Below are 24,327 nucleotides of genomic sequence, written 5' to 3' on the forward strand. Positions count from 1 at the left end.
TACTTTTTGCCGCAAGATATTAGCTGGCTTAAGTTTAAGTCCTACGTGTTGACCTTTAGAATGCTGATCCGTAGTTTTTTGATTCCAGAATAGCCCGCGATTATTCGAGAAATAAATTGTTACGTTTCGGTTCGCAATTGCGCAAAGTTTGAAAGAGGTTTCGTGTATATTGTGTCAATTCACGCAGTCTTTTTTGCATTCGCTGCGCCGCGTGGTGATGGTATGAATTGTCTTCCGATTGATCCTTTTTATAGTCAAGCACATGATCCAATTTAGAATTTTTCCTTTAGTTAAAAGTCGCACTGTCAGAAGTCGCCTGATGACGGTTTCTGCTGCCTTATCAATTGCGCTTGTGCTGAGTCCGGCGATCAGCAGTTCTGCTTTTGCAGCGGGAGCAGATGTGCCGGGTGCTGGAACTGCGCCCATCTCAACCACGCCGATAATCGTTGCCCCAGTAAAGTCGCCTGCTGTGCAATCAGCGGCGCCGTCCACTCTGCCGTCCACGACGGTATTGCCAGCGATGTTGGAGAATTCAGTAGTAAAGATTTTTTCTACGCTGCGTGGACCTGATCCATTTAAGCCATGGAGTAAAGCCGCACCGCAAGAGGTCACCGGATCTGGTGTCGTAATTGAAGGCAAGCGAATTCTGACCAATGCGCATGTAGTTGGCTATGCCAGTCAGGTACAAATCCAGGCGAATCAGTCTGGTGACAAAGTATCTGCCACGGTAGTCGCAATCGCGCGCGGGATTGATCTGGCGATCTTGAAGCTAGATGATGAATCGTTTTTTGATACTCATGCACCCGCAGCGCGTGCTAGCGTTTTACCCGATGTCCGTGATGCCGTATTAGCGTACGGTTATCCGATCGGTGGTAGTTCGCTGTCGATCACTAAAGGCATTGTGTCGCGGATTGAGTTTGTTAATTATGGTTATTCCACAGCAGGTTTGCGCATTCAGATTGATGCTGCAATTAATCCGGGTAACAGCGGTGGTCCAGTCATGGCAGGCGACAAAATGGTAGGGCTGGCGTTTAGCGGTATCAATGGTGCGCAAAATATTGGTTACATCATTCCTAACGAAGAGATCGATTTGTTTTTAGCCGACATTGGTGATGGCGTTTATGACGGCAAACCAGCAATGCATGATGATATTCAAACTCTGGAAAATCCAGCGATGCGGATTTTTCTGAAATTAGATAAAACGGTAGAGGGCGCGATTGTGCATCGTCCTGCGCAAAGCGATGCATCTTATCCTTTGAAGGAGTTTGATGTTATTACGCACATTGGCGATTCACCGATTGATAATCAGGCGATGGTTAAACTAGGACCTAATTTGCGGGTGCAATTTCAGTATCGGGTGCAACAACTGGCAAAAAATGGCAAGGTGCCGTTGACAGTCATGCGTAGTGGCAAGCAGATGAAGATTCAATTGCCCGTAGTTGCTTCGCGCCCATTGCTAATCCCCGATTTAAACGGCGGCTATCCGTCTTATTTTATTTATGGTCCGATTGCATTCTCGCGCGCTACTGCTGAGTTTCTGACATTTATCAGTTCTAATGCAAATGGACTGAACGCGTTTGCGTTCAATGCAAGCCCATTGGTGACACGTCGGGGCGATGAGCCTGATGCTGCACGTGAAGAATTAGTCGTTGTCACCGCACCGTTTTTCCCACATAAACTCACATCGGGTTACAGCAATCGTTTTGGTGCCGTGGTGTATTCCATCAATAATGTACCAGTGCGCAGCTTGCGTCATTTGGTGACTTTATTGCGCGATTTAAAAGATGAGTTTGTGACGATCCATTTTGATCAACGCGCTGGCGAGACGATGGTACTGCCGCGCAAAGCCATGATGGAATCGACAGAATCGATTTTGACAGACAGTGGCATCCGTGCTCAGGCATCGCCGGATATGCTGGCGGTGTGGCAGGGTAAAAAATGAGAGTGAAAAATAAGCGAAAAAATCATAATCTGTACAAAGCAAAATAGAGTAATACTTAAATGCATTGATTTTATAAAACGGTAATACCCTTGCGCCTGCCAATACGATTTCTTGCTGACAGGCGCATTTTTATTTGACTTAGTTAGATCAAATTTATTAAATCAAACGTCCCGCTCCGCAAACACTTCTTTGGCTGCAAATGCCCCGTTCAACGCCGCAGGAAAACCAGCATATACCGCCATCTGCGTAATGATCTCGATAATTTCCTCCTTGCTGCAACCCACATTGAGTGTGCCGTGGATGTGGACTTTTAATTGCGGCTGACAGTTGCCCATGGCAGTCAGCGCGGCAACCGTAGCGATTTCTCTGCTTTTTAAATCTAAGCCGGGACGCGAGTAGATATCACCAAATGGGAATTCGATGGTATACCGCGCCAGATCAGGCGCGATATCGCCGAGGGAGTCGATGACTTTTTGTCCGGCTTCACCGTCAATCTCTGTGAGTTTTTTGAGGCCGCGCTGATATCTGGATTCTTGAGTCGCTGGTTCTGTAGTTTGATCTGAGATTTGATCGACAATGTTTGACATACTGTTCTCCTGATAGGGTTGGAAAACAGTAGCGTAAAGCTTAGAGGTAACTCTCAGTCAATCGCTATTTTTTCGTCGAGACTTGACTGGCGACTTTCTTGATAGTAGCGCCGCTAATTTCGTTCTGATACCAGGAAATTTTTTCTTGCAGTAGTCTGAAGCACTCTTGCTGGAGCTGTATATGTGTCGCCAGTTGTTGTGCATGCGTTTGCAGCATCTGTTGCCGTTGCTCCAGCGTTTTGACGCCTCGTGATCTTAGATCCGAATACGCCAAAATATCTGCCAGCGGCATACCCGTATTTTTGAGACGCAGGACAAACTCCATCCAGGCGATATCTCCCTCACCAAATTCACGATGTCCGCTCACTGTCCGCTTTACATCTGGAAATAAGCCAATTTTTTCGTAATAGCGGACAGTATGTGAGCTGACACCTACTTGCTTTGCAAATTCTTGAACGTTCATCGCGGTCTAACTAAGATTTTGAAGGCACGCCTTTTAAGACGACTTTGACTGTGCATCTAAGGCGGCTTGCCGCATTTGCGCCAGACTCATTCCGGGTGTAATCAGATTGCCGTCATAACGCAATTCAATCAATGCCGGTAAATGAAGGGTCTGCGTATGCGTGAGTGCGCGTTGCAGAGCGGGGGCAAACTCCTCTATAGTGCTAACTACTTCGCCTGAGGCGCCATATGCACGAGCCAGCGCAGCAAAATCCGGGTTGTGCAATTCAGTACCGGAGACGCGGTTTGGGAAATTTTTTTCCTGATGCATGCGGATGGTGCCAAACATGCCGTTGTTAAAGACAATGATAATTACGCCAGCCTGATATTGGACAGCCGTGGCAAGTTCTTGTCCGTTCATCAGATATTCGCCATCGCCGGCAAAGGTGATGACAGTGCGCCCAGGTGCGATGATTTTTGCCGCTACACCCGATGGGACGCTATATCCCATCGCACCGGAGGTCGGCGCTAGTTGAGTGCGCCAGCCACCGTATCGGAAGTAGCGGTGCGCCCAAGTGGCGTAGTTGCCAGCACCATTTGTCATGATGGTATCGTTAGGCGTGTTTTGCATAATATCTTGTACCACTTGCCAGAGATTGAGCGGTGCTTTCTCGTTTTTAAAGATGGCCGGTTCCTGCTGCCATGCAAGAAGCTCAGCACGCGCCGCTGCTGCGGTGCCTTGCCAGGCCGTGGCATCGAGTGGTGCCATTTCTGCCAGACATTCGGCGATCTCTTGCATGCCGCTGTTAATCATCAAATCGGCTTGATACACGCGCCCCAGTTCTAGCGCGTCGCTATGAATATGGATTAGCTTTTGGCACGGGATCGGCGCTTCCAATAGCGTGTAGCCACTGGTCGTCATTTCTCCTAAGCGTGGTCCGATGGCGATGACGAGATCCGCCTCTTGTATCCGCTTTGCCAGCTTGGGATTGATGCCTATGCCGACGTCACCCACATAATTGGGATGCGCATTGTCCATCAAGTCCTGAAAGCGGAAAGCGCACGTCATTGGCAAGTCGTGGCTAGTGGCAAAGCTAGTGATGTTATCGCATGATTGCTGATCCCAACCGCTGCCGCCCAAGATCACTATCGGACGCTGAGCCGCTGATAGCAAGCGCCGGAACTGTGCCAGTTGGGTTTCGGACGCGGAGGCTTGTATTGGAGTGTAGTGGCGGGTATCGGCGACTTCCGCCATGGCGGATAAGCAGTCTTCTGGCAAAGCCAATACGACGGGTCCGGGGCGACCACTGGTAGCAACCTGAAAAGCGCGGGCAATGTATTCGGGAATACGATCTGCACGGTCAATTTGCGCTACCCATTTTGCCATCGGACCATACATACGACGATAATCGATTTCCTGAAATGCTTCGCGCTCAACAAAATCATTGCCCACCTGGCCAACAAATAAAATCATCGGCGTGGAATCTTGATAAGCTGTATGCACACCAATCGATGCATTGGTTGCGCCAGGGCCGCGTGTTACAAAGCAAATACCCGGGCGACCTGTCATCTTGCCGTAAGCGTCGGCCATAAAAGCGGCACCACCCTCCTGGCGGTTAATGATGAAGCGAATCGGGCTATCGTGCAGGGCGTCGAGGACAGGCAAATAGCTTTCGCCAGGTACTCCAAAAATAGTATCTACGCCATGTACTTGTAAAGCATCCACTACCAATTGACCACCAGAACGAGATTTGAGCATGAGGACTAGACCAGTTCGGAAAAAACCATACGCTAGCAGAAAGCACCGCTGACGTGCTGTTTTTGACATCGAAATCCGCATCCTCACGTGGTTTCTGGCAGCTATTTCGATGTTGCATTGCGCCATGCTGTTACAATAGCACCTGAAGCAGGCCAGACAATCGCTGGCTTTGGTGTGAGCTAAAGCGGGAGGAAGGTCCGGACTCCATAGAGCAGGGTGACGGCTAACGGCCGTACGTTGAAAGCCAGAGCGCAAGCCGAGGTATAAGACGAGGAATAGGGCCACAGAGACGAGCGTATTTAGTTACGGTGAAACGCGGTAACCTCCACCCGGAGCAATTTCAAATAGGCACGCGTAGAGGCGGCTCGCGGAGCGTGCGGGTAGAAAGCTTGAGCCTGGGAGCAATCCCCGGCCTAGAGGAATGATTGTCATAGCACGAGGCAGCAATGCGCAGTGCCGTAACAGAATCCGGCCTACCGGCCTGCTTCATTTTTATCCCCCCCGATTGTCTATTTCAAGATGATCAAATATCAAATTAGTATTCCGCTTACCCAATTCATAAATCCTCGGTGTTACACTTCTCGCTGACTTTACAACGATGGCGGTAGCATGTGTTTCAAGTAATGAATTGCCCGCAATTATCTGCAATGCCACCATTGAAAATAAATCATATAGCGGTGCAGCAACTGTTTAACGCATTGATGTGAGTAATATCCACACGGCGAAAGCATGTAATCTGAGTTTTAGTTTGCTGAAATTGCATTGCTATGTATGATTTAGCTTTGCCGCGAGGAAATTTTGTTTTAGTCTTCATATAAGTAAATAGCTGCCGCTAATAATAAATCACGACATAGGCCAACAAGTACCTAGGCGAACATTCAAACGAGGGTAGCGCATGGAGAGAAAGGCAAGCAATCGTCAATGGCATGATCTGCCTACTCTGGCTTTTTTAGTCTTTGTGAGTCTGATTGTGGTCGCTATCATGGCGCAAACTTGGTGGTCTATTGCGCAAGACAAGCAATTGACGCTTGCTTCTGCACAAGAGAGCAGCTACCTTGCGGTACGGATTTTAGAAGAGCATGCCAGCCGGATTTTGCATGATGCCACCCGCTCTATTAACGCTGCCGCAGAAGAAATCCAGACCCAAAGCGAATCTGCCGAGCTCGATGAGGCGGAAGTCCGCAAGATACTGATCAACCAGCGCCAGGATTCCCCTTTTCTTCAATCACTTTCTATGATTGACCACAATGGCATCTTGTGGGTAACGTCTTTTCAATTCCCTGCTGAGCCCCAAAACATGGGGAATATCCCCTATATTAAAGAGCTGCTCAGCCACCCGACGGACACCACGGTCGTGACTGGCAAGCCTATCATGCTGAAAAATACGACGCGTTGGGTATTACCGGTAGCCAGAAATTTTTTCAACCAGCGTGGCGATTATCTGGGTGTGATTCAGGCATATATCGGTCTGAATTATTTGCAGGATTTTTATGAACGCTTGGCCAGAGATGGCAGCGCAGCGATTTCTTTACATGATGATGTGGGCAATATCTATGTCCGGGCTCCATACGATGCGCGTTATTTGACGCAGTATGTCGCCAAGTCTTTGCTAGCCAACGGTGTGCGTTTAAATACGGTAGAGGGTGCAATTCAAGATGCGCCGTTTATTCGCGATGCCGCCGACGCTGGAAATACAAAGGAATTGATTTATACCTACCGGAAAACGAACGATTTCCCGATTGTATTGGTGTATGCCAAAGAGTTATCCAGCATTTTGTCTGACTGGAATGACCGGTCCCGGCAAAAATTGATCTTCACTGTGCTGACGATAGGCTGTATTTTGCTGTTGGTGATCCTATTAATCGCCAAGCTTCGCAGCCTGCGTAAATCAGCAGAAGAGTTACGCGCTAGTGAGAGTCGCTATCGGGTCTTATTTCAGGATGCGCAAGATACGATCTTGTTGATTAATCGTGACTACGTATATGTTGATTGCAATCTCGCCGCATTAAACATGTTTGGCGTGAGTGACCGGTCTGAGTTGTTGGGACGGCGTGCAGGACGGTTCTCCCCAGAAAATCAAGCCGTACGTCATTTGCCCGGGTTACAACGTGACCAGTTAATTGAGTCTTTGACCAATGCCGCCTTTGCCGGCGAAGTACAGCATTTTGAATGGGTAGTAGAACGTAAAGGTATTTTGCAATATAGCGAAGTGACCATGAGTCGGGTAGAAATTGGCGCAGACGATTTAATCTTTTGTGTGATGCGTAATGTTAATTCCCGAAAATATGTAGAGCATTTAGTCGAGGGGCAAAATCAATTACTGCAATTGATTGCTAGCAATGAAGATATGTTGTCGGTCTTGGAGTCGATTTGTCAGTTTGCAGAAAAAATGTCACCCCAATGGCGTTGCGGCATTCAGTTGCTGAGTAATGAACTACATTCTTTTGGTATGAATGTGGGAAAAAATTTCCCAGAGGTCGTTAAGTCTCAGTTAAATGGCATGCCAGTCACTTACGGTAATGGTGTCTGGAGTGAAGCAATTTTGAATGCCGGACCAGTATGGATTGGGAATTTTCAACATGCGGCTTCAATGCAATTTGTGAACTCGATAGAAAGTCTGTCTGATTTTCATGCCTGTGGCGCCTGGCCGATTATGGGTAAAAAAGGCCAGTTGCTTGGCAGCTTCAGTATCTTTGTCTCTGACATGTCGCCCCTGAGCGATGATGATCTGAGACTGGTCGGCATCACAACTGACATTGCCAGCATCGCAATTGAAGGTCGTCGCTCAGAAGACAAAATACTTAAGCTGGCCCATTACGATGAGTTGACTGGTTTGCCAAATCGCTTCTTATATAACCAGCATTTAGCAAAATCCCTGGCGCATGCCGAGCGCAATCGCAGCCGCTTGGCGGTATTTTTCTTGGATCTGGATCGCTTTAAAAATATCAACGACACCTTTGGACATGACGAAGGCGATACGGTCTTGCGCAATATCTCACAGCGCTTTAAGGATTGCCTGCGTGAATCCGATATCGTAGCCCGCGTCGGTGGAGATGAATTTATTCTTTTGATCGATCAGTTTAGTGATCCTCGTGATCTGGGTGATATTGCAGATAAATTATTGCAAGAGGCATCAAATCCGTTTGAATTGCGCGGGCAAGAGTGCCAGCTCAGTGCCAGTATCGGTATTGCGACTTTCCCCGATGACGGACGCGATGCGCCTACGCTAATGAAAAATGCCGATATTGCGATGTATCGCGCCAAAAACAAAGGCAAGGATAATTACCAGTTCTATGCTTCAGAGATGAACGTGCACACGGTAGAGCGTCTAGCGTTTGAGGCGCGCTTGCGGCGTGCGCTAGAGCGTCGTGAGTTTGTTGTGTATTACCAGCCTAAGGTCCATGTAATTTCTGGCAAGATCGTCGGCGCAGAGGCACTGGTACGCTGGAATCATCCTGAACGCGGCATTCTGTTCCCGGGAGACTTCATTACATTGGCAGAAGAGGCCGGTTTAATTGCGCGGCTTGGAATGCTGGTGTTAGATATCGCCTGCCGCGATATTCTCACTTTCCGCGCGGTGGATGCCTCATTTGGGCGAGTCGCCATCAATTTGTCGGGCTCGCAATTTAATGATGTGCATCTGCTGGACGAGGTTAAGAGCGTGGTTGATTTCTGGCGCGTTCACCCGAGCTGGATTGAGTTTGAAATTACCGAAAGCATGGTGATGCATAACCGGGATCAAGCGATCGTTTTGATGGATGGCTTAAAAGACGCTGGTTTCACGCTATCGATTGATGATTTTGGTACTGGTTATTCTTCCTTGGCGTATCTGAAACGCTTTCCTGTGGATAGCGTCAAAATTGACCGTTCGTTTATCAAAGACATCCCTGGCGATGTGAACGACACTGCAATCGTGCTGGCGATTGTCGCCATGGCACATACTCTGAGCCTGAAAGTCATTGCAGAAGGCGTAGAGACAGAGTTGCAACTCCAGAAACTGAAAGAAAGCCGATGCGATGAATATCAAGGTTTTTATTTCAGTAAAGCGATACCTGAGAGCGAATTTTTAGCCTTACTTCAAAAGCAGGCGCAGGCGGCGCTGAAGTGAGTAACTGATTCAGCAACTGAATTAGCAACCGAATCAGCAACTAAGTATGTAACTAAGTACCTAGCTAAAACCGCAGTCCTTAGCGGGTAGTTCAGTCTTTGTTTGCAACTGTGGACATGCCAGACGGCGCATAATCGTCTGAAATAACGAGTAAATATGCAATCATCTCAATATACTCCCCATTAATTTTTTTAAAATCAGTCAATTGTCCAAGTTTTAATTGGACGTTCTAAATATACTATATATGAGTATATTATTTTGACTCTGCCAGATCCTCATGAGAAATTGCGCTTAAATTTTTGATTTTGACCGCGCTGCTCATATGTCTCACGTTTTTCTTGGGTTGTGGATTGGCAATTTATACCTTCCTCCATCTTCTGCAAAACCGTTCAATTTAGCTAGTACAGCGGTTCATATGCCACTTATCCAAATTTCGGATATTTCTCATCAGCATTTAAAACGTGCACATTCTTTTTTCTGTAATTTTTAGCTAAACACATGGGTATATGTGAGGAGCTACTTTCACTACCCATCGTAAGTCGTTAATTTATTGGAATATTCTCTTTTTCATTAGATTAGGTATGTGCGCTAAGTCCTTGACTTCATTAAAGAATTTCAAAAATTCATACTTAAATTCGCTTGACCCGCTTCAAGCGATCCTCTAAAGTGGGCAATAGTGTGAAAAAGTGTATTTTTGTGGTGAAAATAAAGTTTCTGAAAAGAATAATTCAGTAATTTGATCAAGATAAAAGGTTCAACGTGTTCCAAGGGGCGTCCTCACTCAATCTCGATGCAAAAGGCAGAATGACAGTTCCTGCCCGGCATCGCGACGCTCTCAGCCTGCAATGTGAAGGCCGTATCACTTTAACCCGTCATCCAGATGGTTGCTTGCTACTTTTTCCGCGCCCGACGTGGGAGGCGCACCGCGAGAAGATTGCTGCCTGGCCGATCCAGGCGCGTGATTGGAAGCGTATTTTTTTAGGCAATGCCTCGGACGTCGAGATGGATGGCGCTGGCCGCATCCTCGTAGCACCTGAATTACGCACCGCTGTCAACATGCAGCGTGATGTGATGTTGCTCGGCATGGGCACCCATTTTGAAATTTGGGATGCTGCCCGCCTCGCCGAGAACGAAACCAAAGCCATTGCCAGCGGGGCGCCTGACGCGCTCAGCAATTTCTCCTTCTGAGCGGCACAATGACTTTGACCTTAGCAGAAGATTACAAACACCAGACCGTGTTGCTGGATGAGGCTGTTGAGGCCTTGGACTTGACTGGCGAACGCGCCGCAGCTGTGATTGTTGACGGTACCTTTGGGCGTGGCGGACATAGTCGCAAAATCTTGCAACACTTAAATTCCTCCGGTCGGCTGATTGCATTTGACAAAGACACACAGGCGATTGCCAGTGCACAGCAAATTATTGATCCCCGTTTTGAAATCGTACACGACAGTTTTGCCACCATGGCAGAGGCTTTGCAAGAGCGCGATGTACGACAAGTGGATGGGATTTTGATGGATTTAGGCATCTCGTCGCCGCAAGTGGATGACGCGAGCCGCGGTTTTAGTTTTAGGGCAGATGGGCCGCTGGACATGCGCATGGATACCACTCGTGGCATCTCCGCAGCGGAGTGGCTGGCGACTGAAGATGAACAAATAATCAGGGAGGTTATAAAAAATTATGGGGAAGAACGGTTTGCTTTTCAGATTGCAAAGGCGATTGTTGCTCGCCGGGCGGTCCAGTCCATTTCAAGTACTCGACAACTTGCCGAGATCGTCGCAAACACCGTCAAAACTCGCGAGAAGGGCAAAGACCCGGCAACTCGCACCTTTCAGGCTATACGGATTTTCATCAATAAGGAGCTGGAAGATCTTGAAATAGGTTTGGCCGGGGCATACGCCAGCCTGGCACCTCATGGTCGCATGGTTGTAATCAGCTTTCATTCGCTGGAAGACCGCATTGTGAAGCAATTTTTTGCCTCCAAAGTGACCTTGCCGCAACCAGATCGCCGCTTGCCGATTCGCTCTGTTGATTTGCCGCAGCCAGAGATGAAGCTGATCAAAAAAATCAAACCCTCAGATGCAGAAGTCACGGCCAATCCCCGAGCACGCTCGGCTATTTTGCGTGTGGCAGAACGTTTGCCTGTGCATATTCTCGGCGGTGGAAAATGAGCGGGCGCTTAAATTTTTTGCTTGGCGCTGTGCTTATGATGTGTGCACTGTCTTTGATTAATTCCCAGTACCAGGCGCGTCGCTTATTTATCGAATTGGAGCGCGCACAAGCTGCCGCCAGGCAATACGAGTTGCAATGGACGCAGCTAAAACTGGATCAATCTACTTTTGGCAAGCATGCACGTATTGAAGAGAACGCCAGTAAAGAACTGAATATGGTGCCGGTCACGCCTGACCGTACACAATACTTGACTGCAGCGGGGCTGAAATGAGTCGCTCATCCGGCAGTTCACGTACTGCGGCAGCGAAAGGCGTTCCCTTTTCGTCTAGCCCATTATTGGTTGTTAAGTTACCAGTCTGGCGTTCGCGCTTAGTTTTATTTTTCTTATTTATCGCTTTCCTGGCATTGATGGCGCGCGCCCTGTGGTTGCAAGGGATGACGACAGAATTTTTACAAAAGCAGGGCGCCAGTCGTTACACCCGCACCTTGGAGTTGCCCGCAACTCGCGGCAGGATTACTGACAGAAGCGGCCAGGTATTGGCATCCTCTGTGCCAGTCAAAGCCGTATGGGCGATTCCTGATGATGTGTTGGAAGCGCCAAAAGAAAAATTACTTCAACTCGCCGGTTTGCTAGAAATGACCGAGGCTGAGTTACGTAAAAAACTAGATTCGGATCGTCAATTTGTATACCTCAAACGGCAAGTAGATGCCGACATCGCAGAAAAAATTGTCGCACTCGGTATTTCCGGTATAGAAACCCGTAAAGAATATAAGCGCTTTTATCCCGAGGGTGAAGTGATGGCGCATGTCGTCGGCTTTACTAATGTCGAAGATATAGGCCAAGAGGGAATAGAGCTGGCATCAGAAAGAAATCTGGCTGGTAAGACAGGAAATCGTCGTGTCATCAAAGATCGTCTGGGTCGTATCGTTGAAGATATCGAGGCGATTCGTGAGCCGCATGATGGCAAGGATTTGACTTTGTCTATTGATAGCAAAATTCAATACATCGCTTACACCCATCTAAAAGAAGCGATAGAAAAACATAAAGCTAAAGCGGGCGGTGCGGTTGTCTTGGATGCCAGGACGGGTGAGGTTCTAGCTTTAGTCAATCTGCCTTCCTATAACCCGAATGATCGTTCTGTGTTGACTGGTGCGCAATTGCGTAATCGGGTGATGACCGATACGTTTGAGCCTGGTTCTACGATGAAGCCGTTTACGATTGCGCTGGCGCTCGAGACTGGACGTGTTACGCCGGAGACGCAGATTCAGACTGCACCTGGTACCATGACGATTGGTGGTAGGACCATCGGTGATGCACATAAAGAAGGTATTTTGAGCGTCGCTCAAGTCATACAAAAATCATCGAATATCGGGACTGCAAAAATCGCTTTGCAAATGCCGCCACGAGAGATGTGGGAACTGTTCACTACAGTCGGTTTTGGGCAGCAACCAAAATTTGGTTTTCCGGGTGCGGTTGCCGGACGCTTGCGCAACTTTAAAACTTGGCGTCCGATCGAGCAGGCGACGATGAGTTACGGTCACGGTGTTTCTGTCTCATTAATTCAGATAGCGCGTGCCTACATGATTTTTGCCCGTAACGGCGACATCATTCCCTTGACCTTCCAGCGCTCAGAAGTATTGCCTGTGGCACATCGGGTGATTTCAGAAAAAACGGCACAACAAGTGCGTCTGATGATGGAATCGGTAACGGAGCCTGGCGGTACCGCAACGCAGGCGCGCATTGCCGGTTATCGGGTAGCTGGTAAAACTGGTACGGCTTACAAGATAGAAGGCGGTCACTACGTCAAAAAATATGTGGCTGACTTTGTTGGCTTTGCCCCGGTATCTAATCCCCGGGTGATTGTTGCAGTGATGGTAGATGAGCCAACAGCCGGTGGTCACTTTGGAGGTACGGTTGCTGCTCCGGTATTTGCTGCGATTACCGCCAATGTATTACGGTCGATGAATGTTTCCCCCGATTCTAATGTCACCAGCATCATTCCTGACAATAGCGTAGAGGAGAGCATGTAATGATCGACCATAAAGAATCCATGACAGAAATTTTACAATGGCTAAGACAGCTTCCTGCTGTAACGCCGCTTTCACAACTCAGTTCCGATTCGCGCGCGATTGCTGCGGGCGATGTATTTTTTGCTTTCCCAATCGCTGGTAGCTCTGGTGATGGGCGCCGGCATATTCAAGATGCGATTGCTAATGGTGCTGCTGCAGTGGTGTTTGAATCAGATGATTTTGAAGCAGAAAAGTTTGTTTGGGATGCGGCATGGCCAGTGCCGCACAAATCAATCCCGCAACTACAAGCCAAAGCGGGCGAGATTGCGCATGTCTGGTATGCACAGCCTGATCGTGACATGCTGACCGTTGCGGTGACCGGTACAAATGGCAAAACATCTTGCTCGCAATGGTTGGCAAAAGCCCTGTCCTTGACAGGAAAACCTAGTGCGGTTATCGGCACTTTAGGTGTTGGCAATTATAAAGACGGCGTACTACATAATTTGGTTGAAACAGGCTTTACAACGCCAGATGCGATTCAATTACAGCGTCGTCTTGCAGATTTGCGAGATACCGGCGCCAAGGCTCTGGCGATCGAAGCATCTTCAATTGGTTTGCATCAAGGTCGTTTAAATGGTCTGCATGTTGACGTTGCGTTGTTGACCAATTTGACCCGTGATCACCTTGATTACCATGGCGATATGGCGGCATATGCTGCTGCCAAAACCATGTTGTTTGATTGGCCGGATTTGGGCGTAGCAGTACTCAATCTGGATAATGCTTATGGCGTCCAGTTAGTACAACATCTCAAAACGACTCAGCAAAAAACAAAGGTATTAGCTTATAGCCTTGAGCATAAAGAGCATCATGATGCCGCAGTTATCTTTGCAAGTAATGTTCGCACGCAACACTCTGGTACCAGCTTCCATGTGGACTCCCCCTATGGTTCCGGTCTGGTAAAAACGCAAATGATAGGCCGCTTTAATGTAAGCAACATACTGGGTGTACTGAGTGTTTTGTTGGCGACGGGAGTTGTTTGGAGTAAGGCCGTTTCAGTTATTGAAAAACTGACTTCTGTTCCAGGGCGTATGCAACAGCTTGGTACGCCAGGTCATGTCATGGTGATCATCGACTATGCACATACTCCTGATGCTTTAGAAAAAACTATACAGACACTGCAACAAGTCGCGTCAGAGCGCCATGGCGGACTATGGTGTGTATTTGGTTGTGGTGGTGATCGTGACCCGGGCAAGCGTCCTCAAATGGGTAAGATCGCGCAACAGGCGCAGCATGTAGTGGTTACTAGTGATAATCCCCGTACAGAAAATCCCTCTCAAATCATTGCGCATATTTTGCAGGGCATGAGTGATAAGCCTCAGGTCATAGAGGATCGCGCAGCGGCGATCCTATTTGCGATTAAGCATGCGGGTAATAATGATGTGGTGCTGTTAGCGGGTAAGGGGCACGAAAGCTATCAAGATATTAATGGTAAAAAATGGCCGTTCTCTGATGAAGAACATGCATCGTTAGCATTAGCCACCGTTGCCACTAGCGGCAATATGAAGAGGGGCAACTGATGCGCGCGACTCTTCGCCAATTGCAAGCCGCTGTTAATGGCTCTCAATTCCATGCAGTTGGGTCTCAGGCAAATACAAGCTTAGCAATTGAAATTACTGGTTTAACGACGGATAGCCGTAAGGTCAAAGCCGGCGATTTATTTATTGCCTTGCGTGGTGAGCATTTTGATGCACATGATTTTTTGCACGATGTAGTTTCAAAAGGTGCAGCAGCAGTTGTAGTGGATCACTTGCCAGCAGATGTGAGTGGTTCTGAATTCAAAGTGCCAGCGCTAATCGTGCCAAATACACTGACGGCTTTGCAAGAAATTGGACGTTATTGGCGTCAACAATTTACCTTGCCTGTTATTGCCGTTACGGGTAGTAACGGTAAAACCACGGTTAAGGAAATGATCGCATCCATCCTTAATACCTATGTTGGAGCAGAACATAATCTTGCTACTAACGGTAATTTAAACAATGAAATTGGTGTGCCACTGACCGTTTTACGCTTGACCGAGACCCATCGTACAGCGGTGTTTGAACTAGGGATGAATCATCCTGGCGAGATCGCCGTGCTGGCATCTATTGCGCAAGCGACGGTTGCTCTGGTCAATAATGCCCAGCGCGAGCATCAAGAATTTATGCAAACTGTGCAAGCTGTGGCAGAAGAAAACGGTATGGTATTACGCCAACTTCCGGCTGATGGTGTCGCGGTATTTCCAGCAGATGATATGTATTCTGATTTATGGCGCAGTTACGCTACAGAGAGCGGACAGCGAAAAATTGTGAGCTTCGGCCTAAGCGAAGATGCCGATGTTAGTGCAACTTATGTAGCACAAACATTTGGCAGCAAATTGCAAATGCGTATTGGGACGAATCGTTTTACCGTCAATCTGGCCGCGGCTGGTATTCATAATGTACGCAATGCTTTAGCCGCAGCGGCTTGCTGCCATAGCATTGGTGTGCCGAACGATATTATTGCCCTAGGTTTGCAAGCGTTTCGCCCAGTCAATGGTCGCCTGCAAAATAAGCAGGCACACAACGGCGCCACGATTATCGACGACACTTATAACGCCAATCCAGACTCAGTACGCGCAGCGATTGCGGTGCTTGCGGGGCAAACCAACAAAAATAATGAAGACCATATTTTAGTCTTGGGTGATATGGGCGAGGTTGGCGACGAAGGTATTGCATTCCATGAAGAAATCGGTAACTACGCGCGCGAATCGGGCATTAGTAGCTTATTGACTCTTGGTGATCTGGCTAAGTATGTAGCTGACGTATTTGGCCGCGGGGCACAACATTTTGATGATGTTGACGCTTTATGCGCAACTTTAGATACGCTGATTCATCCTCATAGTACGGTCTTAATCAAGGGTTCTCGTTTCATGAAAATGGAAAGAGTCGTTGCGCATTTAACTAAACAACAAACTATAGGAAGTCACTAACATGTTGCTTTGGTTAGCAGAATTTTTTAAGCAAGATATCGGATTTTTACGAGTCTTTGGTTTTATTACTTTTCGTGCGGTATTCGCTACGCTGACAGCGATCTCTATTGGTATTTTTGCTGGTCCTGCCGTGATCCGCATGCTGACTCGTTTGAAGGTCGGACAAGCGGTTCGTACTGATGGTCCACAAACGCATTTAGTTAAATCGGGTACGCCAACTATGGGTGGTGTATTGATCCTAATTTCCATCGGTATTTCTACTTTGCTGTGGGCTGATCTGAGTAATCGCTTTGTTTGGATTGTTCTGATTGTCACTTTAGGTTTTGGTGCTATTGGCTGGGCTGATGATTATCGTAAGGTTGTTTATAAAGACCCAGAGGGCATGCGATCGAGAGAAAAATATTTCTGGCAGTCGTTGATCGGTATTGTCGCAGCGTTTTATCTCGCCTTTACGGTCTCTGCTCCGTCCAATACCAAAGTATTGGAATTGTTTGTCGCTTGGGTGCAATCAGGTTTTAGTATGGACTTGCCGCCAAAGGCTGATTTGATTGTGCCTTTCTTCAAATCTATCAGTTATCCCTTAGGTGTCTGGGGCTTTATAGGGCTGACTTATTGCGTGATTGTTGGTACTAGTAACGCCGTTAATTTTACTGATGGCTTAGATGGTCTGGCCATCATGCCCACCATCATGGTGGGTTCTGCTCTGGGTCTATTTGCCTATCTGACTGGTAACGTTGGTTATGCCAAATATCTGTTGATTCCGCATATCCCAGGCGCAGGTGAGCTATTGATTTTTTGCGGTGCAATGGCTGGTGCTGGTCTGGCTTTCTTATGGTTTAACGCACATCCCGCGCAGGTCTTTATGGGCGACGTTGGGGCGCTCGCGCTCGGTGGTGCACTCGGCACCGTCGCGGTGATCGTTCGTCAAGAAATTGTTTTGTTCATCATGGGCGGTATTTTTGTTGTTGAGACAGTGTCCGTCATGTTGCAAGTTGGGTATTTTAAATTTACTAAAAAGCGATATGGCGTTGGTCGCCGATTATTTCTAATGGCTCCCTTACACCATCATTTTGAACAAAAGGGCTGGAAAGAAACGCAGGTAGTTGTGCGCTTTTGGATCATTTCCATGATGTTGGTATTAGTTGGTTTGTCCTCACTGAAATTGCGATAAGTAAAATGGATTTTTCAGGCAAACATGTCTTGGTATTAGGCTTGGGCGAAACCGGGCTAGCAATGGCGCAGTGGCTGCTGCGCTGTGGCGCACGTTTGCGTGTTGCTGATACACGGACTGCCCCTGATCTTTTAGCTATATTGACTTCTTTATCTGCGTCGATCGAGTTTGTCGGTGGCGAATTTACGACCTCTTTATTAGAGTCTATTGATGTAGTTGCCGTTAGTCCCGGCTTGTCGCCTTTGCGTGAACTGGCAAGTTTGTTGCCAGAAGCGAAGCAGAAAAATATTCCGGTCTGGGGTGAGATTGAATTATTCGCGCAAGCCTTAGAGGCTTTGAAAGCGGAGCGTAATTACACACCGAAAATCATCGCGATTACAGGCACTAATGGCAAAACTACAGTCACTAGTTTAGTCGGTCAATTATGTGAACGTGCGGGTTTGACGACTAAGCTTGCTGGCAATATTAGTCCCGCGGTGCTCGATGTACTGCGAGAAGAATTAGAGAGAGAAGAGCTGTCGCACGAAGGATTGGAGTGTGGAAGCTTGCCTCAAGTATGGGTGCTGGAGTTGTCTAGTTTTCAGCTGCACACGACTTATAGTCTAAATGCTGATGTTGCGACGGTGCTGAATATCACGCAAGACCATCTGGACTGGCATGGGGATTTGGCAGCGTATTGCACGGACAAGGCACGTATTTTTGGCGCACAAACTTTACAAGTACTTAATCGTGATGATGCCTTGGTCATGGCCATGGCTAAGCCAGATAGTAACTTCATCACTTTTGGCGTAAATGCACCGCTACAAGCGAATGATCTGGGACTATTAAACGAGCATGGTATGACCTGGTTGGCAACCGCAATACCCGCTGAAGATGCGCCTGTACTTAGTCGTCGCAAGAAAAAAGAAGTGATAGATATCCCTGTAAGTATGTCGCGTCTGATGCCAGTCGATGCACTCAAAATACGTGGCCAACACAATGCAGCCAATGTATTAGCCGCATTAGCTTTATGTCGCGCTATCGGATTATCGTTTGCTCCTTTATTACATGGCGCACGTGAATATCAAGGTGAGCCACATCGGGTAGAGCTAGTTGCCAGCATTGCTGGTATCGATTATGTCGACGATAGCAAGGGTACGAATGTCGGCGCAACAGTCGCCGCGTTAAAAGGATTAGGCCAAGAACTACTTGTATCAAACGATCAGCAAAAACGCATTCTTTTGATCGCTGGCGGTGATGGCAAGGGCCAAGACTTTTCACCTTTGGCGAGTGTGATTGCGCAGTATGCCAAAGCCGTATTTTTGATCGGTAAAGATGCGGGCGAGATTCGTAATGCAGCTCAAATCAGTCAGGTAGATATGATTGATTACGCTAGCCTGGAACTGGCAGTGCAGGCCGCGTCTGAGCAGGCAGTAGAAGGCGATATTGTCTTGTTATCGCCCGCCTGTGCGAGCTTAGACATGTTCCGCAATTATGCGCATCGTGCAGATGTATTTATTGATGCGGTAAAAGAAATTGGTCTGGCACGCGGGGAGATATTCTGATGAAGCAAGCCATTTTGTCGCTGGGTAAGTGGCTGCCGTTTACGGCAGAGCCAGTTATTGCATCACATTTGGCCAAGCGTTCCAAGATGATGGAGTACGACCAGGCTTTAGTTTGGGTGACATTGATCTTGATGTTGTTCGGTATGGTGATGGTCTACTCTGCTTCAATTTCTTTGCCGGATTCACCTAAATATACTAATTATAAAAGCTATCATTTTTTACTGCGGCAGGCGATGTTTATCAGTGTCTCTTTAGTCGCTGGCTTATTTGTGTTTCGTATCAAGATCGCCACCTGGCAAAAGTGGGCACCTTATTTGTTTGTGGTCACTTTGATTTTGCTGGTAGCAGTGTTGGTACCTGGTTTAGGCAAAGGAGTGAATGGCGCTAAACGTTGGCTATCGTTCAAGGTATTCAATCTTCAGCCTTCAGAATTGATGAAGCTGTTTATTGTTTTGTATGCTGCCGATTACACAGTGCGCAAACAAGAATATATGCACAAACTCACCAAAGGATTTTTGCCAATGACAGCGGCGGTGGGTGTTGTCGGTTTGTTGTTATTGCTGGAGCCTGATCTTGGCGCCTTTGGTGTGATCGTCTGTATCGCCATGGGCATTTTATTTTTAGGTGGAATTAATATTGTTTGGTTTGGGGGTATTGCAGCTACCTTGGTTGGTATTTTTACTCTTGTGATCGTGCTGACTCCTTGGAGACGTGAGCGAAGCTTTGCTTATCTCAGTCCGTTTGATGAAGACCATGCACTGGGTAAAGCCTATCAATTAACACATTCGCTAATTGCATTTGGCCGCGGTGAATTATTTGGTGTCGGTTTGGGAGCAAGTGTCGAAAAGCTACATTACTTGCCAGAAGCACATACCGATTTTTTACTGGCAGTCATTGGCGAAGAATTGGGATTTGCTGGCGTACTAGTCGTGATTTTATTGTTCTACTGGATATTAAAACGGGCCTTTGAAATCGGTCGTCAGGCAATCGCATTGGATTTGACATTTGCTGGTTTAACCGCAAAGGGGATTGGTATCTGGATCGGCGTACAGGCATTCATTAATATGGGCGTCAATTTGGGCTTACTACCCACTAAGGGTTTAACTTTGCCTTTAATGAGTTATGGCGGTTCTGGTGTATTGATTAATTGTGTGGGCTTAGCGATATTGCTCAGAATAGATTATGAAAACCGGCTCCTGATGCGTGGGGGGCGGCTATGACACAAAAGAAACTCATGATCATGGCTGCTGGTACTGGGGGACATATTTTCCCGGGCTTAGCGATTGCGGAAACGATGAAAGCGCGTGGCTGGCAAGTCTCTTGGCTTGGTACTAGCAGTGGTATGGAAAACCAGATTGTTCCTCAGCACGGTGTGGCAATGGATACCATTACATTTACCGGTATGCGTGGCAAAGGCTTGATACATACATTCAGTGGCGCTTTTAAATTAGCCCTTAGTTTCTTTAGTTGCCTAAAAATTTTGGGGCAGCGACAACCCGACGTAGTCCTGGGTATGGGTGGTTATGTGACCGTCCCAGGCGGTGTGATGGCGGCCTTGCGTGGCAAACCAGTCGTGCTCATGAATGCTGACTCTGCCTTGTTATTGTCGAATAAATTATTGCGCCCTTTAGCTAAACGCGTGCTATTCGGTTTGCCGTCTAGCGGTCTCGTTAATCATAATAAAGCTCAGGTCACTGGCAATCCTATACGTACTGAAATCTGTATTCTGCCAGAACCTGCGAAGCGTTATATAACAAGGACAGGACCATTAAAAATATTAGTCGTCGGCGGTAGCCTTGGCGCACAAGCCTTAAACACAAATTTACCTGCCGCATTGGCACTGATCCCAGAACAAGACCGTCCATTAGTTACGCACCAATCGGGAAAAAAACATATTGATGCTTTACGTGCAAGCTATGCCACGTATGGTGTACGAGCAGAAGTATTGGATTTTATTGATGATATGCCGCGTCGATATGCTGATGCTGATCTGGTTATTTGCCGAGCTGGTGCAATCACCATATCGGAACTGACAGCAGCTGGTGTTGCTAGTATTTTAGTGCCGTTCGTTGCGTCCAGTACGTCACATCAGAAGGACAATGCACAATGGATGGCGCAGCAGAAAGCGGCAGTTTATTTACCGCAGCGCGAATTAAATCCAGCTGACTTAGCGGCAAAGTTACAAAGCATCACGAGAGAACAATGTTTGGCGATGGCTGAGACTGCTTATAGTTTAGGTCAACGTCAAGCTAATGAAACTATTGCAAAAGTATTAGAGCAGTTAGCCTGAAAAAATATGAAACATAAAGTCAAACACATTCATTTTGTCGGTATCGGTGGCTCCGGAATGAGCGGTATTGCCGAGGTCTTACTTAATCTGGGCTACACGATTTCTGGTTCGGATTTAGGTAGTAACGCGGCTTCACAAAGATTAGCCAGTCTGGGCGCAAAAGTGATGCTTGGACACGCAGCAGACAATATTGCGGGGGCCGATGCAATCGTCACTTCCACTGCGGTCAAAGCGGATAATCCTGAAGTTGTTGCCGCACGAGAAAAGCATATACCTATCGTTCCAAGAGCATTAATGCTGGCCGAGTTAATGCGTTTAAAAAGCGGTATCGCAATTGCAGGCACTCACGGCAAGACTACTACGACAAGTCTCGTTGCCAGTATTCTGGCTGAAGGTGGTTTTGATCCAACGTTTGTTATTGGCGGTCGTTTAAATAGTGCCGGTGCTAATGCCAAGCTCGGTAGTGGTGATTTTATTGTGGCAGAGGCGGATGAATCTGATGCTTCGTTTTTGAATTTGTTGCCAGTGATTGAAGTCATCACCAATATTGATGCTGATCATATGGAAACCTATGAGCATGACTTTGGAAAATTGAAGCAAGCGTTTATCGAGTTTACTCAACGTCTGCCATTTTACGGTGTCGCTATTCTTTGTCTGGACGATGCACATATACGCGAAATTATGCCCTTCATTTCTAAACCGATTGTGACTTACGGTTTTCATGAAGAAGCAGATATCCGCGCAACTGATGCTAAAGCTGTTGGTGGCATGATGCAATTCACCGTAGTCCAGGATGGTTGCGAACCTATGCACGTGAGCTTAAATCAGCCCGGTATGCACAACATACAAAATGCGTGCGCCGCGATTGCAGTCGCCCGTGAAGTTGGTGTCGCCGATGCTGCCACTCAAAAAGCGTTAAGTGAATTCCATGGCGTCGGTCGCCGTTTTACCCGTTATGGTGAAATCGCTTTACCTGATACCGGTACAGACATAAGTGTAAGCGGTCACGCAGGCGGTACTTTTGCATTGGTCGACGACTATGGACACCATCCGGTGGAAATGGCCGCAACCTTAGCCGCTGCCCGCGGTGCATATCCCGGACGCCGTTTGGTGCTGGCCTTCCAACCGCATCGGTATACACGCACACGTGATTTATTTGAAGATTTTGTTAAGGTAATTTCGACCGCCGATGCAGTTGTTTTGGCAGAAGTGTATGCCGCCGGCGAGGCCCCGATCGTCGCTGCCGATGGTCGTGCGCTGGCCAGAGCTTTAAGAGTAACAGGCAAAGTAGAGCCGGTTTTTGTAGAAGAGATTAGCGATATGCCAGACAATCTTTTACATGTGCTGAAAGATGGCGATGTATTGATTGTAATGGGTGCCGGATCGATCAGCGCTGTTCCGGCAAAACTGGCAAATGCATTTGATTAATAAGTACTAAAGACTGACGAAGTTAATGCTATTAACTTCAATATAAGCGAAGTAAAGACGATTGAATTTCATACGGAATAGAAGACAGAGATGCCATCATGAGTGACATTGCAAACGTAAACGAATTAGGTAAAGTTGGCGTACTGTTTGGTGGGCGCTCCGCTGAGCGTGAGATATCGATCATGTCCGGCACGGGCGTACTGGCGGCTTTAAAAAGCAAAGGTGTGGATGCGCATGGCTTTGATACTGGCGAGCGTAGTCTGGCTGATCTGGCAGCTGAAAAATTTGATCGTGTCTTTATCGCTCTGCATGGTCGTTTCGGTGAGGACGGTAGCTTACAAGGTGTGCTGGAGCAATTAGGTATTCCCTACACCGGCAGCGGCGTAATGGCGTCAGCTATTGCGATGGACAAAATTTTTACTAAGAAAATTTGGCAGAACCATCAGTTGACGACACCAGCATACGAAGTATTAAACGCTGAAACGGAATTGCGTCTGGTACCAGATCGTCTGAGTTTGCCTTTGATTTTAAAACCGCCACATGAAGGCTCGACAATTGGCATCACTAAAGTAAATGGCTACTCCGATATGAAGGATGCCTATGCTTTGGCAGCGCAATTTGATGACGAGGTATTGGCTGAAGAATTTATTCAAGGTCGCGAACTGACCGTAGCAATTTTGGGTACTGGTAAAGACGCTTACGCCTTACCCATCATTGAGATCGTAGCGCCACAAGGTAATTACGACTATCAGAATAAATATTTTACCGACGATACCAAGTACCTTTGTCCTGCGCCGTTAGATGCTGCATTGTCAGAGCAAATACGGCAAATGTCTGTAGACGCTTACCGTGCAGTGAATTGCGAAGGCTGGGCGCGGGTTGATGTATTGCTCCGAGCATCCGACAACCAAGCGTTTTTGATTGAGGTCAATACTTCGCCAGGTATGACAGGACATTCGCTGGTGCCAATGGCCGCTCGTGCAGTTGGTTTAAGTTATGAAGATTTATGTCTGAAAATTTTGCAATCCGCTCGCTTAAAGATGTCGAAGGGTAATCAGTAAGCATATGTGGCAAGACGTCAGGTCTATGAATACAACAGCAAATGCGTTGTTCGGTGTTTTTTTGCTTGCGTTGATGATGTCTGGTGTGTGGTGGTTAGTGCAGCGTCCGATGTTTACGTTAAAAGTAATTCAAGTGGTAGGCGCCGATCAGCAGCCATTACGACACGTGAATGCACTGACGATTCGTGATACTGCCTTACCTAAATTGAAGGGTAATTTTTTTACGACAAATCTGGACGGTGTACGTACTGCATTTGAAGCGGTACCTTGGGTGCGTAAAGCTAGCGTGCAAAGAGAATGGCCAAATAAGTTGATTGTCACTTTGGAAGAGCATCAGGCTTTGGGTACTTGGGGTGAAGAAGGACGATTGATGTCAGTGAAGGGCGATGTATTTACCGCCAATCTGGCTGAAGCGGAAGAGGATGCGGAGTTAATTGATTTTGCGGGACCAGAAGGTAGTGAGAAAGAAGTGCTGGCGCGCTATATCGATTTTAAAACCTGGTTTGCCAAAATCAGTTTAGCGCCCGAGTCTGTGCAGTACTCCAGTCGTTACGCCTGGAGTGTGAAATTGAACAACGGTATGAAAGTCGAGTTGGGTCGGGTACAGGATGATCAGACTCTGCAAAGCCGGGTAGATAAATTGCTGACAGTGTACCCACAGTTAGTCGCAAGTTTGCAAGACAGTATTGAAAGTGTCGATATGCGTTATCCGAATGGATTAGCGCTGAAATCGAGTCACAGTGGCTTCGGTATCGCTAGCAAGTTAAGTGGAAAACAAAGCAGCAAACTCAATGTCAAACGAAAGTAAGT

Annotated in this window: 18 protein-coding genes and 1 other RNA gene; 16 read left to right on the forward strand and 3 right to left on the reverse strand. The window is 47.4% G+C overall.

Annotated features, from left to right (window positions below):
* The first annotated feature begins 262 nt into the window (after positions 1-262).
* Positions 263-1,942, forward strand: coding sequence for a S1C family serine protease (locus RGU72_RS18965; protein WP_322121227.1), 1,680 nt, complete (start codon positions 263-265; stop codon positions 1,940-1,942).
* Between the two features lie 161 nt (positions 1,943-2,103).
* Here RGU72_RS18965 and RGU72_RS18970 read toward each other — a convergent pair whose 3' ends face one another.
* From RGU72_RS18970 to RGU72_RS18980, 3 genes are all read right to left on the reverse strand, one after another.
* The gene (locus RGU72_RS18970; RefSeq protein ID WP_322121228.1) at positions 2,104-2,529 is read right to left on the reverse strand and encodes a carboxymuconolactone decarboxylase family protein; all 426 of its coding nucleotides are present in this window, start codon (positions 2,527-2,529) and stop codon (positions 2,104-2,106) included.
* 64 nt (positions 2,530-2,593) lie between these two features.
* Positions 2,594-2,992: a MerR family transcriptional regulator gene (locus tag RGU72_RS18975; RefSeq protein ID WP_322121229.1), complete on the reverse strand. Its 399-nt coding sequence runs from the start codon at positions 2,990-2,992 to the stop codon at positions 2,594-2,596.
* Positions 2,993-3,025: 33 nt separating this feature from the next.
* Complete coding sequence (locus RGU72_RS18980) at positions 3,026-4,729, reverse strand: thiamine pyrophosphate-binding protein (protein WP_322121230.1); 1,704 nt, start codon at positions 4,727-4,729, stop codon at positions 3,026-3,028.
* A 144-nt stretch (positions 4,730-4,873) separates the two neighbouring features.
* Here RGU72_RS18980 and rnpB point away from each other — a divergent pair.
* The 15 genes from rnpB (at position 4,874) to RGU72_RS19055 (ending at position 24,325) form a co-directional block, all read left to right on the forward strand.
* An RNA gene (gene rnpB / locus RGU72_RS18985) (RNase P RNA component class A) lies at positions 4,874-5,221 on the forward strand.
* A gap of 403 nt (positions 5,222-5,624) precedes the next feature.
* A complete protein-coding gene (locus RGU72_RS18990; protein ID WP_322121231.1) occupies positions 5,625-8,837 on the forward strand; it encodes an EAL domain-containing protein in 3,213 nt (1,070 codons plus the stop codon).
* A gap of 759 nt (positions 8,838-9,596) precedes the next feature.
* Positions 9,597-10,025 (forward strand): division/cell wall cluster transcriptional repressor MraZ, encoded by a 429-nt coding sequence (mraZ, locus tag RGU72_RS18995; protein ID WP_322121232.1) that lies wholly within the window; start codon positions 9,597-9,599, stop codon positions 10,023-10,025.
* A gap of 8 nt (positions 10,026-10,033) precedes the next feature.
* Positions 10,034-11,005, forward strand: coding sequence for a 16S rRNA (cytosine(1402)-N(4))-methyltransferase RsmH (gene rsmH, locus RGU72_RS19000; protein ID WP_322121233.1), 972 nt, complete (start codon positions 10,034-10,036; stop codon positions 11,003-11,005).
* Entirely contained in the window at positions 11,002-11,277 is a 276-nt protein-coding gene (gene ftsL, locus RGU72_RS19005) for a cell division protein FtsL (RefSeq protein ID WP_322121234.1), read from the forward strand. Before rsmH ends, ftsL begins: the two co-directional genes overlap by 4 nt.
* Positions 11,274-13,037, forward strand: a complete 1,764-nt coding sequence (locus tag RGU72_RS19010; RefSeq protein WP_322121235.1) for a penicillin-binding protein 2 — start codon at positions 11,274-11,276, stop codon at positions 13,035-13,037. The genes ftsL and RGU72_RS19010 overlap by 4 nt, the downstream gene beginning before the upstream one ends.
* Positions 13,037-14,593, forward strand: coding sequence for a UDP-N-acetylmuramoyl-L-alanyl-D-glutamate--2,6-diaminopimelate ligase (locus RGU72_RS19015; protein WP_322121236.1), 1,557 nt, complete (start codon positions 13,037-13,039; stop codon positions 14,591-14,593). Before RGU72_RS19010 ends, RGU72_RS19015 begins: the two co-directional genes overlap by 1 nt.
* Positions 14,593-16,023, forward strand: a complete 1,431-nt coding sequence (locus tag RGU72_RS19020) for a UDP-N-acetylmuramoyl-tripeptide--D-alanyl-D-alanine ligase (RefSeq protein ID WP_322121237.1) — start codon at positions 14,593-14,595, stop codon at positions 16,021-16,023. The genes RGU72_RS19015 and RGU72_RS19020 overlap by 1 nt, the downstream gene beginning before the upstream one ends.
* 1 nt (position 16,024) lies before the next feature.
* Positions 16,025-17,194, forward strand: a complete 1,170-nt coding sequence (gene mraY / locus RGU72_RS19025; RefSeq protein ID WP_322121238.1) for a phospho-N-acetylmuramoyl-pentapeptide-transferase — start codon at positions 16,025-16,027, stop codon at positions 17,192-17,194.
* Between the two features lie 5 nt (positions 17,195-17,199).
* The gene (gene murD, locus RGU72_RS19030; RefSeq protein ID WP_322121239.1) at positions 17,200-18,738 is read left to right on the forward strand and encodes a UDP-N-acetylmuramoyl-L-alanine--D-glutamate ligase; all 1,539 of its coding nucleotides are present in this window, start codon (positions 17,200-17,202) and stop codon (positions 18,736-18,738) included.
* An 86-nt stretch (positions 18,739-18,824) separates the two neighbouring features.
* Positions 18,825-19,958, forward strand: coding sequence for a putative lipid II flippase FtsW (gene ftsW / locus RGU72_RS19035; RefSeq protein WP_322121692.1), 1,134 nt, complete (start codon positions 18,825-18,827; stop codon positions 19,956-19,958).
* Entirely contained in the window at positions 19,955-21,028 is a 1,074-nt protein-coding gene (gene murG / locus RGU72_RS19040; protein ID WP_322121240.1) for an undecaprenyldiphospho-muramoylpentapeptide beta-N-acetylglucosaminyltransferase, read from the forward strand. The genes ftsW and murG overlap by 4 nt, the downstream gene beginning before the upstream one ends.
* A gap of 6 nt (positions 21,029-21,034) precedes the next feature.
* Positions 21,035-22,456: a UDP-N-acetylmuramate--L-alanine ligase gene (gene murC, locus RGU72_RS19045; RefSeq protein WP_322121241.1), complete on the forward strand. Its 1,422-nt coding sequence runs from the start codon at positions 21,035-21,037 to the stop codon at positions 22,454-22,456.
* Between the two features lie 98 nt (positions 22,457-22,554).
* The gene (locus RGU72_RS19050; RefSeq protein ID WP_322121242.1) at positions 22,555-23,517 is read left to right on the forward strand and encodes a D-alanine--D-alanine ligase; all 963 of its coding nucleotides are present in this window, start codon (positions 22,555-22,557) and stop codon (positions 23,515-23,517) included.
* Between the two features lie 4 nt (positions 23,518-23,521).
* Positions 23,522-24,325, forward strand: coding sequence for a cell division protein FtsQ/DivIB (locus RGU72_RS19055; protein ID WP_322121243.1), 804 nt, complete (start codon positions 23,522-23,524; stop codon positions 24,323-24,325).
* The last annotated feature ends 2 nt before the right edge of the window (positions 24,326-24,327 follow it).

The organism is Undibacterium sp. 5I1 (assembly GCF_034314085.1).
GTDB lineage: Bacteria > Pseudomonadota > Gammaproteobacteria > Burkholderiales > Burkholderiaceae_D > Undibacterium.

Coding starts and splice junctions, on each gene's coding strand:
- murD (WP_322121239.1), top strand. CDS start 17,200: ATGGATTTTTCAGGCAAACATGTCTTGGTATTAGGCTTGGGCGAAACC.
- murC (WP_322121241.1), top strand. CDS start 21,035: ATGAAACATAAAGTCAAACACATTCATTTTGTCGGTATCGGTGGCTCC.
- RGU72_RS18970 (WP_322121228.1), bottom strand. CDS start 2,529: ATGTCAAACATTGTCGATCAAATCTCAGATCAAACTACAGAACCAGCG.
- rsmH (WP_322121233.1), top strand. CDS start 10,034: ATGACTTTGACCTTAGCAGAAGATTACAAACACCAGACCGTGTTGCTG.
- RGU72_RS19020 (WP_322121237.1), top strand. CDS start 14,593: ATGCGCGCGACTCTTCGCCAATTGCAAGCCGCTGTTAATGGCTCTCAA.
- mraY (WP_322121238.1), top strand. CDS start 16,025: ATGTTGCTTTGGTTAGCAGAATTTTTTAAGCAAGATATCGGATTTTTA.
- RGU72_RS19050 (WP_322121242.1), top strand. CDS start 22,555: ATGAGTGACATTGCAAACGTAAACGAATTAGGTAAAGTTGGCGTACTG.
- murG (WP_322121240.1), top strand. CDS start 19,955: ATGACACAAAAGAAACTCATGATCATGGCTGCTGGTACTGGGGGACAT.
- RGU72_RS19010 (WP_322121235.1), top strand. CDS start 11,274: ATGAGTCGCTCATCCGGCAGTTCACGTACTGCGGCAGCGAAAGGCGTT.
- RGU72_RS18975 (WP_322121229.1), bottom strand. CDS start 2,992: ATGAACGTTCAAGAATTTGCAAAGCAAGTAGGTGTCAGCTCACATACT.
- ftsW (WP_322121692.1), top strand. CDS start 18,825: ATGATGGAGTACGACCAGGCTTTAGTTTGGGTGACATTGATCTTGATG.
- RGU72_RS18990 (WP_322121231.1), top strand. CDS start 5,625: ATGGAGAGAAAGGCAAGCAATCGTCAATGGCATGATCTGCCTACTCTG.
- RGU72_RS18965 (WP_322121227.1), top strand. CDS start 263: ATGATCCAATTTAGAATTTTTCCTTTAGTTAAAAGTCGCACTGTCAGA.
- RGU72_RS18980 (WP_322121230.1), bottom strand. CDS start 4,729: ATGCTCAAATCTCGTTCTGGTGGTCAATTGGTAGTGGATGCTTTACAA.
- RGU72_RS19015 (WP_322121236.1), top strand. CDS start 13,037: ATGATCGACCATAAAGAATCCATGACAGAAATTTTACAATGGCTAAGA.
- ftsL (WP_322121234.1), top strand. CDS start 11,002: ATGAGCGGGCGCTTAAATTTTTTGCTTGGCGCTGTGCTTATGATGTGT.
- RGU72_RS19055 (WP_322121243.1), top strand. CDS start 23,522: ATGTGGCAAGACGTCAGGTCTATGAATACAACAGCAAATGCGTTGTTC.